18 protein-coding genes are annotated in these 12682 nt (G+C 53.8%); 10 read left to right on the top strand and 8 right to left on the bottom strand.

Features of this window, described 5'->3' with window-relative positions; all coding sequences use genetic code 11:
• Positions 1-6 precede the first annotated feature (6 nt).
• Positions 7-1281, bottom strand: a complete 1275-nt coding sequence (locus DW088_RS14285) for an SPFH domain-containing protein (RefSeq protein ID WP_118361552.1) — start codon at positions 1279-1281, stop codon at positions 7-9.
• Positions 1282-1534: 253 nt separating this feature from the next.
• Here DW088_RS14285 and DW088_RS14290 point away from each other — a divergent pair, with 253 nt between their 5' ends.
• From DW088_RS14290 to DW088_RS14320, 7 genes are all read left to right on the top strand, one after another.
• Positions 1535-2248 carry a tetratricopeptide repeat protein gene (locus DW088_RS14290; protein ID WP_118361554.1) on the top strand — a complete coding sequence of 238 codons (714 nt, stop codon included), beginning with the start codon at positions 1535-1537 and terminating at the stop codon, positions 2246-2248.
• Between the two features lie 102 nt (positions 2249-2350).
• Positions 2351-2560, top strand: a complete 210-nt coding sequence (locus tag DW088_RS14295) for a hypothetical protein (protein WP_118361556.1) — start codon at positions 2351-2353, stop codon at positions 2558-2560.
• Positions 2561-2814: 254 nt separating this feature from the next.
• The gene (locus tag DW088_RS14300) at positions 2815-3864 is read left to right on the top strand and encodes an FUSC family protein (protein WP_118361558.1); all 1050 of its coding nucleotides are present in this window, start codon (positions 2815-2817) and stop codon (positions 3862-3864) included.
• Between the two features lie 140 nt (positions 3865-4004).
• Positions 4005-4574, top strand: coding sequence for a biotin transporter BioY (locus DW088_RS14305; RefSeq protein ID WP_117487942.1), 570 nt, complete (start codon positions 4005-4007; stop codon positions 4572-4574).
• Complete coding sequence (locus DW088_RS14310) at positions 4571-4960, top strand: DUF1284 domain-containing protein (protein WP_118361560.1); 390 nt, start codon at positions 4571-4573, stop codon at positions 4958-4960. Before DW088_RS14305 ends, DW088_RS14310 begins: the two co-directional genes overlap by 4 nt.
• Before the next feature lie 438 nt (positions 4961-5398).
• Entirely contained in the window at positions 5399-5821 is a 423-nt protein-coding gene (locus DW088_RS14315; RefSeq protein WP_118361562.1) for a BlaI/MecI/CopY family transcriptional regulator, read from the top strand.
• A gap of 61 nt (positions 5822-5882) precedes the next feature.
• Complete coding sequence (locus DW088_RS14320) at positions 5883-6971, top strand: M56 family metallopeptidase (RefSeq protein ID WP_158574714.1); 1089 nt, start codon at positions 5883-5885, stop codon at positions 6969-6971.
• A gap of 272 nt (positions 6972-7243) precedes the next feature.
• On the opposite strand, the gene DW088_RS14325 is transcribed toward DW088_RS14320, so the two are convergent.
• Positions 7244-7432, bottom strand: coding sequence for a hypothetical protein (locus DW088_RS14325; RefSeq protein ID WP_118361566.1), 189 nt, complete (start codon positions 7430-7432; stop codon positions 7244-7246).
• Positions 7433-7633: 201 nt separating this feature from the next.
• Between DW088_RS14325 and DW088_RS16605 the strand changes: the two genes are divergently transcribed.
• From DW088_RS16605 to DW088_RS14335, 3 genes are all read left to right on the top strand, one after another.
• Positions 7634-7759, top strand: coding sequence for a hypothetical protein (locus DW088_RS16605; RefSeq protein ID WP_279217342.1), 126 nt, complete (start codon positions 7634-7636; stop codon positions 7757-7759).
• Positions 7760-7885: 126 nt separating this feature from the next.
• Positions 7886-8197, top strand: a complete 312-nt coding sequence (locus DW088_RS14330) for a hypothetical protein (RefSeq protein WP_118361568.1) — start codon at positions 7886-7888, stop codon at positions 8195-8197.
• A complete protein-coding gene (locus DW088_RS14335) occupies positions 8190-9011 on the top strand; it encodes a recombinase family protein (RefSeq protein ID WP_118361570.1) in 822 nt (273 codons plus the stop codon). The genes DW088_RS14330 and DW088_RS14335 overlap by 8 nt, the downstream gene beginning before the upstream one ends.
• 47 nt (positions 9012-9058) lie before the next feature.
• Here DW088_RS14335 and DW088_RS16465 read toward each other — a convergent pair whose 3' ends face one another.
• Genes DW088_RS16465 through xerA form a run of 6 tightly spaced genes read right to left on the bottom strand, consistent with a single transcriptional unit; the run spans position 9059 to position 12593 of the window.
• A complete protein-coding gene (locus DW088_RS16465; protein ID WP_243029974.1) occupies positions 9059-10402 on the bottom strand; it encodes an N-acetylmuramoyl-L-alanine amidase in 1344 nt (447 codons plus the stop codon).
• 46 nt (positions 10403-10448) lie between these two features.
• Positions 10449-10718: a phage holin gene (locus tag DW088_RS14345; protein ID WP_118361572.1), complete on the bottom strand. Its 270-nt coding sequence runs from the start codon at positions 10716-10718 to the stop codon at positions 10449-10451.
• A 16-nt stretch (positions 10719-10734) separates the two neighbouring features.
• Complete coding sequence (locus DW088_RS14350; RefSeq protein ID WP_118361574.1) at positions 10735-11046, bottom strand: hypothetical protein; 312 nt, start codon at positions 11044-11046, stop codon at positions 10735-10737.
• Positions 11047-11100: 54 nt separating this feature from the next.
• On the bottom strand, positions 11101-11238 hold the full coding sequence (locus tag DW088_RS14355) for an XkdX family protein (RefSeq protein ID WP_118361575.1): 138 nt from the start codon (positions 11236-11238) through the stop codon (positions 11101-11103).
• Positions 11238-11597, bottom strand: a complete 360-nt coding sequence (locus DW088_RS14360; protein ID WP_118361577.1) for a hypothetical protein — start codon at positions 11595-11597, stop codon at positions 11238-11240. Before DW088_RS14360 ends, DW088_RS14355 begins: the two co-directional genes overlap by 1 nt.
• Positions 11598-11615: 18 nt before the next feature.
• Positions 11616-12593 carry a site-specific tyrosine recombinase/integron integrase gene (gene xerA, locus DW088_RS14365; RefSeq protein WP_158574715.1) on the bottom strand — a complete coding sequence of 326 codons (978 nt, stop codon included), beginning with the start codon at positions 12591-12593 and terminating at the stop codon, positions 11616-11618.
• Positions 12594-12682: the final 89 nt, after the last annotated feature.

A 12682-nucleotide genomic window follows, 5' to 3' on the forward strand; every position in this document is an offset into this window, starting at 1 on the left:
TCATTTTTACATATTAGGTTTCGCCTTGCCGCACTCCGAGCAAAACTTTCCCTGATTCACTGCGCCACACGAACACGTCCAGGTCGTATTCTCCGGTCGGGGCTTTCCGCACTCGGAGCAAAATTTTCCGGTATTGACCGTACCGCAAACACATTTCCAGCTGCTCTGCTCAGGTCTGGGTCTGCCGCAGCCCATGCAGAATTTTCCGGTGTTTCCAGTCTGTCCGCACGAGCACGTCCACTCGCCTGCCGTCTGCGCCTGCCGGGTCTGCTGCTGACCCATTGCGTACAGATTCTGCACGCTGGCGCCGCCTGCCTGACCGGCCATATTCATGCCCATGAACGCCATCGCCGGACCGGCGTTCGCGTTCGCTGCCGCAGACTTCATTGCCTCGGCCTGTGCGTGCACGAGCGAGCCTGCCGCACGGGTCGGGTCGCGGTAGGCGGCCTCGCGCTGCATTTCCTTGATGGTCTTTTCGTCCTCCTCGTCTGCCTTGACCGAGTTGACGCCGAACGACACGATCTCGATGCCGCGCAGCTCACGCCACTTGGACGAAAGCTGTTCGTTGAGCGCGTCCGCAATTTCCATCGTATGCGCGGGCAGCGCCGAGTAGCGCACACCGTTTGCACCAATGCGTGCAAAGGCGGGCTGCAGCGCGGTCAGCAGCTCGCTTTTGAGCTGGCTGTCCAGATTTTCCCGACGGTATTCCTCTGCCATGTTGCCGCACACGTTGGTATAGAACAGCATGGGATTGACAATCCTGTAGCTGTACTCGCCGAAGCACCGCAGGCCAATGTCCATGTCGATGCCCGCCCGCTCATCGAGCACGCGGAACGGCACCGGAGACGCGGTTCCGTACTTGTTGCCGGTCAGCTCCTTGGTGTTGAAATAGTAGACGCGCTGCGTGCGCGGCGCTTCTCCGCCGAACGTGAAGCGCTTGGCCATGTTAGCGAACATTTTGCACACGCTGTCACCGAACGAACCGGCGAAAATAGTCGGCTCGGCGGACGAATCGTAGACGAACTCGCCCGGCTCGAACGCGGCTTCCACGACCTTGCCCTGATCGACGATCATCATCGCCTGTCCGTCCGCCACCGCGATGACCGAGCCGCTTGTGATGATATCCTCGTCACCCTTGGTGTTGCTCGACCGCTTGGTGACCTTTTTGCGGCCCTTGACCGCGAGCACGTCCGCGTTTATCGCATCACAGTAAAAATATTCCTTCCACTGGTCAGCCAGCACACCGCCGCCCGCGCCTGCTGCTGCTTTGATAAGTCCCATTTGACATTCTCCTTTTATCTGATAGAGGCCGTTGTTTTACAATCATACCTTGGTTTAAGAAATCCTATTTCCAGTTTACGTTTTTTCAGCGCAAAGCGCAAGTCCATTCGCACACATTTCACATTTTTGTCAAGATACGGTTGTGCCATGCTATTTCTTTCGCTTTTTCGTAGACTTTCGACGTGCGGTGTGATAAAATAAGATATCTGCATACCGCATATTTCGGAGGCGGTACTGTCTGGAGGAGTAAACAATGGAAGCGAACAAGGAAAATCAGCAGAGCATGGAACAGGCGTTCAATCAGGCTCTGGACGCATATAAGGCAGGCAATTTTGCTGAAGCGGCCGGTCAGTGGCTGGCTCTTGCGGAGGACGGCTGCGCACCGGCGCAGCGTGCGCTCGGCTCGCTGTATGAGCGCGGCCAGGGCGTGGAAAAGAATGCTGAAAATGCCTTTGAATGGACAAAAAAGGCGGCTGAGCAAAACGATCCGGTTGCTATGTTCAATCTGGCGTGCTACCACGACAAGGGCTTCGGCGCGGAAAAGAACCAGCAGACCGCGCTCACCTGGTACCGCAAGGCCGCTGAATACGGTCATCCGGAGGCTGCGGCACTGATCGCCAGCCTGATCGAGACGGGCGACCGCGGCTTGGAGAAGGACATGGACGAGGCTGTCCGCTGGTACCAGATTGCCGCAAACCGCGGCAACGTACTGGCAATGGGTCGTCTGGCATGGCTGTACAGCACCGGTACCGGCGTTCCGCAGGATGCGACCTTCGCCTTCCAGTATTTTCTCAAGGCTGCTCAGGGCGGCAACGCAGCGTGCATGATGAACACCGCCATCCTGTACGCACGCGGCGAAGGCACACCGCATAACGCGCGCGAGGCGCTCTACTGGGCCGAGCAGGCCAAGAAGCACGGCGCTCCGCAGGCCGAGCAGCTCATCAATGCCATCAAGAAGAACGGATAAGATCGAAAACCGGCGTTTTTACGTCGGTTTTTCTTTTTTGCAGGTCAGATCAAGCGGCACAGCTCATTTTCCTGTATAATGCAGGGACAAGGAGGGATTTTCATGCAAAACTGGCACGACAATGTTCTGCGGCTGATCGCTGAGATTGACCGCTGTATCCGTGCGCGCGAGGGCGAAACGCTGACACTCGCGCATTTAGCCCGGCTGCTTGACTGTTCGCAGTCGCAGGTTTCGCACACATTCGCAACTACGAGAGCATCGGTTACTGGGATTTTATGCAAAAGCAAGCTCGCATCCCCGGAGCGGATTTAGAAACGGTCAGCGCGCTTCTGCGGCAGCTCGTCCCCGAAGCCGAGCAGCAGATGGCGTTCGTGAACGAGCCGAGCGGCCGCCGACTGCTGTCTGGATACCGCACCCGGTCGTGTGTTCTATTTTATGCACGATTGTGTGCGTTTCTGGAAGTATATCCGGCCTGTTGTTCGATTTTGAAAAAAACAGTTGAAATTCTTTCTCGATGGTGATACAGTTATATAGTTACTCATTTTCACCGATTGGAAAGGAATTTCATGACATTTTATCAGGAATTACAGGTCAATCAGGCAGGCTCAAAGAAAATCATCCGTGAGAGTGCGTCACAGCGCGAAAAGCTGTACCATATTGCCGTATACTTGACCAAAATTGCGATAACCGTCGCATTCTGCTTTGTTTTCGTTTCACTTTACAGTCTGGGCTTCGGCGCGGACAACAGCATTGTCGGCGTAGTCGTGCTGCTGTATCTGCTCGTATTCCGCAGCGCACATCTGTGCATTCGCACAGGGCAGTCCACACTGCTGCTCGCCGGATTTTTCGGCATTATGGCCGTCGGACCGCATGCAGCCAATCTGGCCGGCCCGGTCGGCGGATTGTTCATCAATGCTGCTGCGATTGCCCTGCTCATTCTGTTCGGCTGCCACGAGCCGAGAATGTTCAATCAGTCCACACTCGTGCTCGGCTATCTGCTGCTGTATGGTTACGATGTGAGCGGGCACGCCTATCAAATGCGCCTGTTTGGACTTGCTGTCGGTGCGCTTCTGGTCTGCGCGGTATTCTACGGCAACCATCGCGGCAATGCCTATGAGCTCTGTGCAGGAGACATCCTTCCTGCTTTCGATCTGCGCCATCCGCGCTCCAAATGGCAGCTTTGCCAGATCATCTGCGTTCCGCTCGTGCTTTTCCTTGCAGAGCTGAGCGGCATGCCGCGTGCGATGTGGGCGGGCATTGCCGCCATGAGCGCAATCCTTCCCGCGATGGACGATATGCGCTACCGCGTTCGCTGGCGTATCATCGGAAATATCGCAGGTGTTTGCTGCTTTTTAGTGTTGTATTTTCTGCTTCCGTCCTCGATTTACGCCTATATCGGCGTGATTGGCGGCATCGGTGTCGGTTTTTCCGCGAAATACGGCTGGCAGGCTGTGTTCAACACGTTCGGTGCGCTCGCTATTGCAACCAGCGCGTACGGACTCAAAAGCGCGGTCGGTCTGCGTGTCGCGCAGAATATGTTCGGCGTGGTGTTCGCGCTGCTGTTCTGCCTGATCCTCCACCGCATTTTCGCCCGCTGGGAGCAATCCGCGAGCTGAGCAAACAGCCGTTCTGTGCAAATGCACGGAACGGCTGTTTCTTTTTCGCGCATACCGTCAACCATTTTTCTGAAATCAGTTGACATTGCAGTAAATCTGTGGTTTAATGCAATAAGCAAAACAACGAGGAGGAACTCCCAATGAGTGACATTTCCAGCAAGCCCGCACAGCGCAGCGCGTTTTCCGTGCGCGACATCTGCTATTCCGGTCTGTTCGCGGCGGTCATCGCGATCATGGCGCAGATTTCCATTCCGATGCCCGGCGGCGTACCGATGACCATGCAGACGTTCGCAATCACACTGGCGGCTGTCGTACTCGGCGCCAAGCTGAGCACAGTTTCATGCGTAATTTATCTTCTGCTCGGTGCCGTCGGCGTACCGGTGCTCGCGAACTTTTCCGGCGGTTTTGACAAGTTTATCGGTCCTACCGGCGGTTTTCTGATCTCCTTCCCGCTGATGGCGTTTATCATCGGCTGGGGCGCCGATCACCGTCATGCATTCCGCGGCGCGTATGTCATCGCGCTGATCGTCGGCACGATTGCCAACTATGTTGTCGGCACGGTGATGTTCTGCGTACTCATGAACAGCTCGATCGCCGCAGGCGTGACCGCATGCGTGCTGCCGTTCATCCCGACCGCTGTCATCAAGGCTGTTCTTGCAACCGTGATCGGCTTTCTCGTTCGCAAGCGCATCCCGGGGCTAAAGGCATGATCCGGCTGCGCCCGCATCATCTGCTTTGCACACAAGGCTACTCCGGCAGGGGCTATAGCACAGAATTTGTGCAAAATATGAGTGCGATTGTGCATTCTCTGCGAAATGTACCGGGAACCCGAATCCGGCTTGTCTTTGGCTCGGATTCTCTGTGTGCGTACTGCCCGCATCACACCGCTGACGACCTGTGCGAAGCACAGGAAAAGGTCTCTCGCTTTGACCGAAAGACGGTCGAATACTTTAATTTGCACGAGGGCGTGTATGTTTATCAGGACCTGATCCGTGCAATCGACACACAAATGACCCCAGCCATGCTGGAGGATATTTGTCGCGGATGTGCGTGGTACCCCGTCAGCGCCTGCAAAAAGAATATCTGCGGAAAATGAAATGAGGCACACCGAAAGGTGTGCCTCAGCTTGTCGAAAAAGTCAGATTTCTATTTTGTGCTTCGTGCGACAGCACGTATAAAATAGAATTTGCGCAGCAAATTCATAAAAACCGGGGGCGTGTACCTCGGTTTTTATACAAGGGAAGAAAAAATGTGTCCGGAGGACGCGGGTTTTCTTCAGCATTCGATCGAAAGCGTGGTTTCGATCGAGAGGCTGCCCGAAAAACGATAGTTTTTCGACAGCCTCAGGCACACCGAAAGGTGTGCCTCTCCCCCTGTCGTCCGAAAATACGTTGTCACTTCTCACAATTTATCATGTCCCGTTTTAGATATTCCTACAAATTTCCATCAAGATATTGACAACCACCTTAAAGGTGGTTATTCTTATCTTATAACAAACACCTTACAGGTGATTATCAAAACAGAGGTGAGGCCAATGAAGCGCTTCAAGCTGTCCAACTCCGAGGAAATTCTGATGGACACCTTATGGCGGGAAAACCGTCCGCTCACAACGCTGCAGCTTGCCGAAAAAGTTACGGAAGCCAGCTGGAACACCAATTATATCGACAAACTGCTCGGTCAGCTTGTCAAAAAAGGCATGGTGCAGGTCAGCGGTCTGCTGCAAAACGGACGCTATCAGTCGCGGCAGTTCGTCCCCTGCTACACCAAGGACGAATTTCTGGCGAACATGCTCGAGGAGCAAGGCGTGAACCAGGCACTGTTTGCCCGAATCGCCGTAGCGCTGTTCAAAAAACCTGCCAAATCAAACGAATCCGAGCAGGAAGAAAAGCTGATTGCCGAGCTGGAAAAAATGGTCGATCAGTACGAAGCTGCGCTGCAGAACAAAGAAGATAAATAATATGCAAATAACCCTGTTTTCCTTTATATCTGCACTTTTGTGGAGCAGTTTGTTGATCATTGTGATCTATCTTGTACGGCACACACGCTTCCGGCCGCATTTCGGCGTGCTGACTATGGTGCTGCTTTACCTGTTCTGCGCCGCGCGCCTGCTGCTGCCGCTCGAGTTTCCGCACACAGTGATTGTGAGCGACAGCGTCGTGTATCCGCGCATCTACAGCTTTCTGACGCGCAAGCCTGAGCCGGTCACACACCTGCCGGTCGGACTGCTTTTGTGTGCAATCTGGCTGTTCGGCACAGTTTTTCTGCTGATTCGTTACGCGCTGCAGTATCGCAAAGCCATCCGCGCTGCGCGGCAAGCCAAGCCATGGGACAGCCGCACGGCTTCCCTGCTGAGCGAGATCCGGCGGCAGACCGGCCGCACCATCAAAGTTCGCGGATGTACAGCCGCGAATATCGAATCCGCCTTTGGCGTAGGTGTGCTGCGCCGATATATCATTCTGCCGGACAAGACGTACACCGATGCCGAGCTGCATTACATTCTGCTGCATGAGTACACGCATTTTCTCAACCATGATACGGCTGTCAAGCTGCTCGTAACGCTGTACTGCATCATTTTCTGGTGGAATCCGGTCGTATACCTGCTGCAGAAGGATTTGGAACAGACGCTCGAGCTTAAGTGTGACCGTGCGATTGCACAGACGCTGAATGCGCAGGAACGCACAGCCTATCTGCGCGCCATCCTCTCCGCGATGAAGCAAGGCTGCACACAGCAGCCGGTGCCGCAGCCGTCCACGGCCCTGTTTCGCGCCGAGGCGGACAAGGCCATGCGGGAGCGGTTCACCGCCGTGCTCGCCTGCGCAGAGCAGCCGAACGGCCGAACCGCAAGCGCCGTACTCATCGGCAGCTTTGCCGTCCTGCTGGCACTGTCGTATGCGGTGCTGCCGCAGCCGGCATTCGAGCCGCCGGCCGAGCCTGACAGCAGCTCGACCGTCTATTTTAACGACGAGAATGCCTATCTCAAGCAAAGTGCGGACGGACGATACTGGCTGTGCATTGACGGCCACAAGCCGTATGAGCTGACAGAAGGTGACGTGCAATTTTATCTGGAGCACTCGGTTTTCAAATATATCCGCGAGACCGAGCAATAAAAGGCAGCTGCCGAAGGATAGCGGCAGCACAGAGAGTAAAAGCAAAATGTGGGACGAAAATAGAAGCAGCTGAGATGTGGGGTCTCAGCTGCTTTTTGTTCAGACAAAAGAAAAAGCCACTCACAATGAGTGGCTTGGTGGTGGACATTAACGGGTTCGAACCGCTGACCTTCCGCACGTCAAGCGGTTATAGAAAATGCCGATTTTGTTAGATATATCGTCATTTTTCGAGGTTTGTATTCCTCGTTTTCCTACACGTTTCCTACATCACATTATTTCAGCTTTTCCCCGCAATCCTGTTCAATCAGGTCTATCAGATATGCCGCAACGCTCATCCCTTTATTCTGGGCGGCCTGTTGCACAACAGCTTTTTTCCCTTTCGGGACACGAAAACGAACCTCTTCCAGATTCTCCGCCATATATTTTATAGTTGCTTTTTTCTGTGCATTACTCGTTGCCATCGTAACACCTCCTGCATTTATTCTAATTTAGTATACCACTCCACCATTATAGTGCGCTATATATATTTTGCACATATAGCGCACTATATTTTTATCTACTATGCCGATTGATATATAGCGCGCTATATTATATAATATAATCACAGCAAGGGAGAACACCACAGCGAAAACCTTGCGAGTCTTATGGCAGGAGGAAGGATAATGGAACACAGCATGACGGCCAAGGAAGCCGCACGGTTGATCGACTGGCTGATTGCCCACGGGCACAGTGCAGAAGATGCAACAGAGTGCATCAAGTACATCGCATCCGTACCTGATGCAAAGTAAGAAAATAGGCTCCCCGGCGTAGGAAACCACAAGGAGCCTATTAGAAACAGACAGGGCGGCATAGGATCTGCCACCTATCCGCCCCTATCTTACCACATTGGCAGATAAATTGAAAGGGGCAGCATTATGAAAACTGTTAAAACTTATTCATCGTATAATCATCGTCGTTATAGCATCCCGTGGATTGCCTTGGTAGATCCGCGCACTGCAAAGCCCGATTTTTCGCAGAAGGTCGGCGGGTATACCGGCGATGCCGGTGAAGAAGGCGACCTCTTCCTGTTCGAACCGATCGAGAACGCCGTATACATGTACGGCCAGAAAGACTATCGAGGCAACAACACCGAGCGCGTTTACGCCCAGTATCTTAACGGCGAATTTCACGTCATTCCGCGTACTGATCTCATTCGCGTGCTGAACGATGTGATGAGCAATGACTAAGCGTGTTGCTATTTATATCCGTGTCAGTACGTTGGATCAGGCCCGTGAGGGCTACTCCCTATCAGCACAGCGCAAAGCGTTGACTCGCTGGGCTAAAGAACATGGCTACGAGATTATCGGCTATTATGCTGATGAGGGTATCAGCGGTAAAGATATTAAGCACCGGCCCGATATGCAACGGCTTTTAGAAGACGTTGCAGCCAGCAAGGTTGATATTATCATCGTTTGGGCATTAAGCCGTTTTACCCGCAGCGTTGCCGATCTGTACAATATGTGGAACATCTTAAACAAACATAATTGCGGTATCATCAGCTTTACAGAAGCGTTTGACACAACCACAATTATGGGGCGTGCTATGATGGGAATGTTGGCGATTTTTGCTCAGATGGAAGTGGAACAAACCGCTGAACGTGTTCGCGCCGCTGCTGCTGAGCGCGCCTCACAAGGCAAACGTACTTGCAATGAGGTATTAGGCTACGACTTAGAGGGGAAAGACAATTTTAAGATCAACCCAAATGAAGCAGAGCGCGTTCGATATATTTTCACAAAATATATCGAGCATCATAGTCTTTCTGCTGTTGCTGAACTTTGCAGGTTGCGCGGATATACCGGAAAACGTGGACGCCCGCAAACCGCTGAAAGCATTCGTAAAATCTTGACACGACCAATCTATGCCGGATTTAATGCATTTCATGGTGCGCTCTATAAAGGCCAACATAGGCCGATTGTTTCCGTCAGAGAATATAATCATGTCCAGCGTTTACTCCAAAAACATAGTCATAAACATCTAAAGTATCCTAAACTTCCAGAATAAAAAAACAGGCCCTCGGTGTCCAATTTGAACACCGAGGGCCTTACTATTTACTTAACTGCTTCCGCCAGCTTCTTCACGAGCTGTTCGCCGTATTTGTATGCGAGCAGATACTCGATGGTCTTTTCCTCCAGGCCGGCCTTGGTCTGGATTTTTTCGATTGCAGCCTGTACTTCCGGGTCCTGCGGCTTGGTCGGCTCAGCAGGCTTGTCGGTCGAAGTGTCATACTTAATGCCCAGCGTATCGAGGATACCCTTGGCGTATGCGATGCCGAACTCCTGCTGCTTTTCCTTGGTGCCCGCCTGTGCTGCATCAGCCTTGGTGTCAACGAATACACCCTCGCAGATGACCGCTGGGCACTTGGTGTCGCGCACGAAAGCGTAGTAATCGCCACGCTGGCCCTGTCTGGTCTTGCAGCCGCGGCTGTTCTGGCCGATCTTGATAACCTGCTTCTCAATATTCTGCGCGAGGACCTTGCCAGTGCCGCCGTTCAGAGTGTGATATACCTCAAAGCCGTCACCGCCGCCGGAGTTGTTGTGCACGTCGATAGCAAGATCCGGGTTGTACGCATTGCACTCGCGCACTTCCTCATTGATGGGGTCCTCCTCGTCCTTGGTGCGGCTCATGCGCACCTCAACGCCGTGCGCGGTCAGATAATCACGGCACGCCAACGCCATCGCGAGGTTTGCTTCCTTTTCGATGATATCGCCGACCGCACCACTGTCGCTGCCGCCATGGCCGACACCGATAAATACCTTCTTGCTCATCTTGTTCTCCTCCTTCGGAACAGCTGTCTTATTTTTACGCTTAATGCAGACTACGCTGCACACCGGTCTGCCGTTCGTACCCTCTTTTTCCGGTGCGAACAGGTAGCCGTCCGACACGCGATACATGCCGGTGCTGCCGCCTGCGTCCTGTACGAGCAGCAGCTTGACGTCGTAGTGATCGCGGACGTACTGCGCAACTTCCAGCTCGGTGTGACTGGCCGAAGTCTGCACATGGATATACCGGCCGTCTGTCAGCAGGCCGCACATATTACGGCTGCGCCGGTCAGACTTGCCGAGAGATCCGTTCACCTTGCCGTCCTTGATCGCCAGCTTCCAGCCAGAAACAACATTCTCTGAGCCGAGGCTCAGCCGCTCAGCTGTACCGCCATAGCCGCACTCTTTGCCCTTGGCCTTGAGGTACTGCAAGGTTCGGCCCTTGATAACGCCGTAGCGGTCGCTGCCGCTGCCGGTCATGTTGAACAGTGCGAGGTTGTAAACGATGTCCGCGCCCTCGTTTGCCGCCCACTGCCGGAGCGTCTTGGCGGGTTTGGATTCCGCCGCATACGGCGCTGCTGCGAACCAGATGTCATACAGCTTGCGGTCGTAAATATCGCAGCGAATACTCATGCTGTATTCTCCTTTCATCTACTTGAAAGAAACTTTCAAGTCCATTTTACTCCGCTGAGGGCGCAGTGTAGCCCTTTGCCCGTGCGCTATCAGAAATGCCGGAAGTGGTCGGGTCATTCAGCGCACTCCAGATATTGCTTGCCACCAGAAACAGGCAGTACGGATTGCTGAACGCGCCGGTAATAACGTTCCACAGCCCTGCCCAGGTGGTCATATCCGCAGCGGTCAGACCGCTGTACGCCAGCACGGTCGCCAGCGCGCCGGTCAGCACCTGCACCCAGAATACCGGGTTCTTCAGACGAATTTTCCAGTTCATAAAAAGCCTTCCTTCCTCAGTTCAAACCAAGCTGCTGCGCGATATAGCCGATGAAAATGCCGACGAGCGCCGTCGCGCCGTAGGCCACGATCTTGCGCCACATCGCGCCGTCGCGGTCCTCGAGCGTCTCCAGTCGCCTGCCCTGCTTCTCCTGCTCTTTCACCATGCTCTCGATACTGGAAGCCAACTTGCTGACCGAGGCGGTCAGCTGGTTGAGCTCGCGCATATTGTCCTCCAGCAGCTCAATGCGCTTATCCTGCCGACGATTTTCTTCCTCGAGCCGTCGGCGAAACTCTTCGTGCTCGGCACGAGAGATGGAACCGTCCATTTACATTCCTTTCCGGGCTGTTGCCCTATCGCAAGTGTCAAAATCCCGGTGGATTTACTTTTTGTAGTCCTCGCCGGTGATTTTCTTGTACTGCTCGACGGTGATTTTCTTCTTCACCACCGCGTTGCCGACCATCTTCCCTGTCCAGAGGCTGGCGTCATAATACTTCTTGATCTTCTCAAACCAGTTCATTACTCACCCTCCATATCCGTGTCGGTCATCATGGCAACGTAGTCCACCTGGGACGCAAGTGCTTCGTTGCTGACTTTCAGCTCCTCGACCATAGTGGTCAGCTGCGAGATCGCCTGCGCGGTCGTATCGTCGGCGGCCGTGGTGCAAGCGACAGTATACGTCTGCTTGTCCTTGTCGTAGGTGATGGCACGCAGAGCATAGCCGCCGTGCGCCTCAACCAGATCGCCGTCATCGGTGCGGACCTCGACCAGAGCGGTGTTCAGATTGGACACCGCATCAAACGTGGTTTCGGTCAGCGTCAACGTCAGGCTGTCGCCCTGGCACTGATAGTCCAGCGCCTTGATTCCGTTGATTTTCATGTGTGCTCCTTTCCGCGGTTAAACCGCTACATATTTGTTATACTGATGCCGGATTGTTTCGTCCGACATTTCAGCGTAAATTTGGGTGGTTGCGATATTCTCGTGGCCAAGCAGCCGCTGAATGACCGCAATATCCATGCCGCCGTTAAGCGCCAGCGTCGCAAACGTATGACGCAGCAGGTGCGGATGCACCCGCTTATCCAGACCGGCCCGCAGGCTGATTGCCCGAACCATGCGCTGGATCGCACGCGGCTTGAGCGTCTCGTAGGGCGATTTACTGCTGACAAACAGGCCGGTGCCGCCCTTGCGGGATACCATATACTCCTCAATCATCAGGCGTGCGCGGATGCTGAAAAAGACAACACGATCCTTGTCACCCTTGCCGGTGACCTGTACCGACCGGCTCATCAGGTCGAGATCAGAGGCCGACAACTGAGCAACCTCGCTCAGACGGCAGCCGGAGGATACGAGAAACTCGATCAGCGCCTTCTCTCGGTAAGTTACGCAGGCATCGCGCAGGCGTTCCAGTTCTTCAACGGTCAGCGCCTGGCGGGCACCTACCTTGTCGATCTTGATGGACTTGATCTTGCTCATCGGGTTCTTCTTAATTTTCTCTTCCATCGTGAGCCAGCCGAAGAACGCCCGCAGGCTGTTGATATGCGTCTGCAGTGACGTTTCCTTGAGATTGCGCGCTTCGTCCAAAAATGCAATGTAACCTCGGATGTCGTCCGTGGTGATTTTGGCCGTGCTCTTGGTCACTTTAGATGCAAATAATTCAAGGTGGCTGCGGTAGTTCGCAAGTGTCCTGGCGGACAGACCGTCAATCTTCTTTGCACCCAGATAGTGCTTGATCCGCCGCTTCAAATCACTACGCTGCTCATCATTTTCCTTAAAAATAATGTAGCCTTTTAAGATAGCGTCGAGTTCTTCTGCGGTCGGCGTTCCCGCCGCAAAAGTTGCGAGAAGCTGCCTTGTCAACTCTGTTTTGGCCGTCATGTTGTAATTCCCCTTTCGGATTTTGGTATGTTTATTATACATACTAAAACCCAAAATGAGGAGTGTTTGCGCCGCATTAGGTTGCTATG

The sequence above is a fragment of the Butyricicoccus sp. AM05-1 genome (assembly GCF_003474415.1).
GTDB lineage: Bacteria > Bacillota > Clostridia > Oscillospirales > Butyricicoccaceae > Agathobaculum > Agathobaculum butyriciproducens.

Coding starts and splice junctions, on each gene's coding strand:
- DW088_RS14285 (WP_118361552.1), bottom strand. CDS start 1,281: ATGGGACTTATCAAAGCAGCAGCAGGCGCGGGCGGCGGTGTGCTGGCT.
- DW088_RS14290 (WP_118361554.1), top strand. CDS start 1,535: ATGGAAGCGAACAAGGAAAATCAGCAGAGCATGGAACAGGCGTTCAAT.
- DW088_RS14295 (WP_118361556.1), top strand. CDS start 2,351: ATGCAAAACTGGCACGACAATGTTCTGCGGCTGATCGCTGAGATTGAC.
- DW088_RS14300 (WP_118361558.1), top strand. CDS start 2,815: ATGACATTTTATCAGGAATTACAGGTCAATCAGGCAGGCTCAAAGAAA.
- DW088_RS14305 (WP_117487942.1), top strand. CDS start 4,005: ATGAGTGACATTTCCAGCAAGCCCGCACAGCGCAGCGCGTTTTCCGTG.
- DW088_RS14310 (WP_118361560.1), top strand. CDS start 4,571: ATGATCCGGCTGCGCCCGCATCATCTGCTTTGCACACAAGGCTACTCC.
- DW088_RS14315 (WP_118361562.1), top strand. CDS start 5,399: ATGAAGCGCTTCAAGCTGTCCAACTCCGAGGAAATTCTGATGGACACC.
- DW088_RS14325 (WP_118361566.1), bottom strand. CDS start 7,432: ATGGCAACGAGTAATGCACAGAAAAAAGCAACTATAAAATATATGGCG.
- DW088_RS16605 (WP_279217342.1), top strand. CDS start 7,634: ATGGAACACAGCATGACGGCCAAGGAAGCCGCACGGTTGATCGACTGG.
- DW088_RS14330 (WP_118361568.1), top strand. CDS start 7,886: ATGAAAACTGTTAAAACTTATTCATCGTATAATCATCGTCGTTATAGC.
- DW088_RS14335 (WP_118361570.1), top strand. CDS start 8,190: ATGACTAAGCGTGTTGCTATTTATATCCGTGTCAGTACGTTGGATCAG.
- DW088_RS16465 (WP_243029974.1), bottom strand. CDS start 10,402: ATGAGTATTCGCTGCGATATTTACGACCGCAAGCTGTATGACATCTGG.
- DW088_RS14345 (WP_118361572.1), bottom strand. CDS start 10,718: ATGAACTGGAAAATTCGTCTGAAGAACCCGGTATTCTGGGTGCAGGTG.
- DW088_RS14350 (WP_118361574.1), bottom strand. CDS start 11,046: ATGGACGGTTCCATCTCTCGTGCCGAGCACGAAGAGTTTCGCCGACGG.
- DW088_RS14355 (WP_118361575.1), bottom strand. CDS start 11,238: ATGAACTGGTTTGAGAAGATCAAGAAGTATTATGACGCCAGCCTCTGG.
- DW088_RS14360 (WP_118361577.1), bottom strand. CDS start 11,597: ATGAAAATCAACGGAATCAAGGCGCTGGACTATCAGTGCCAGGGCGAC.
- xerA (WP_158574715.1), bottom strand. CDS start 12,593: ATGACGGCCAAAACAGAGTTGACAAGGCAGCTTCTCGCAACTTTTGCG.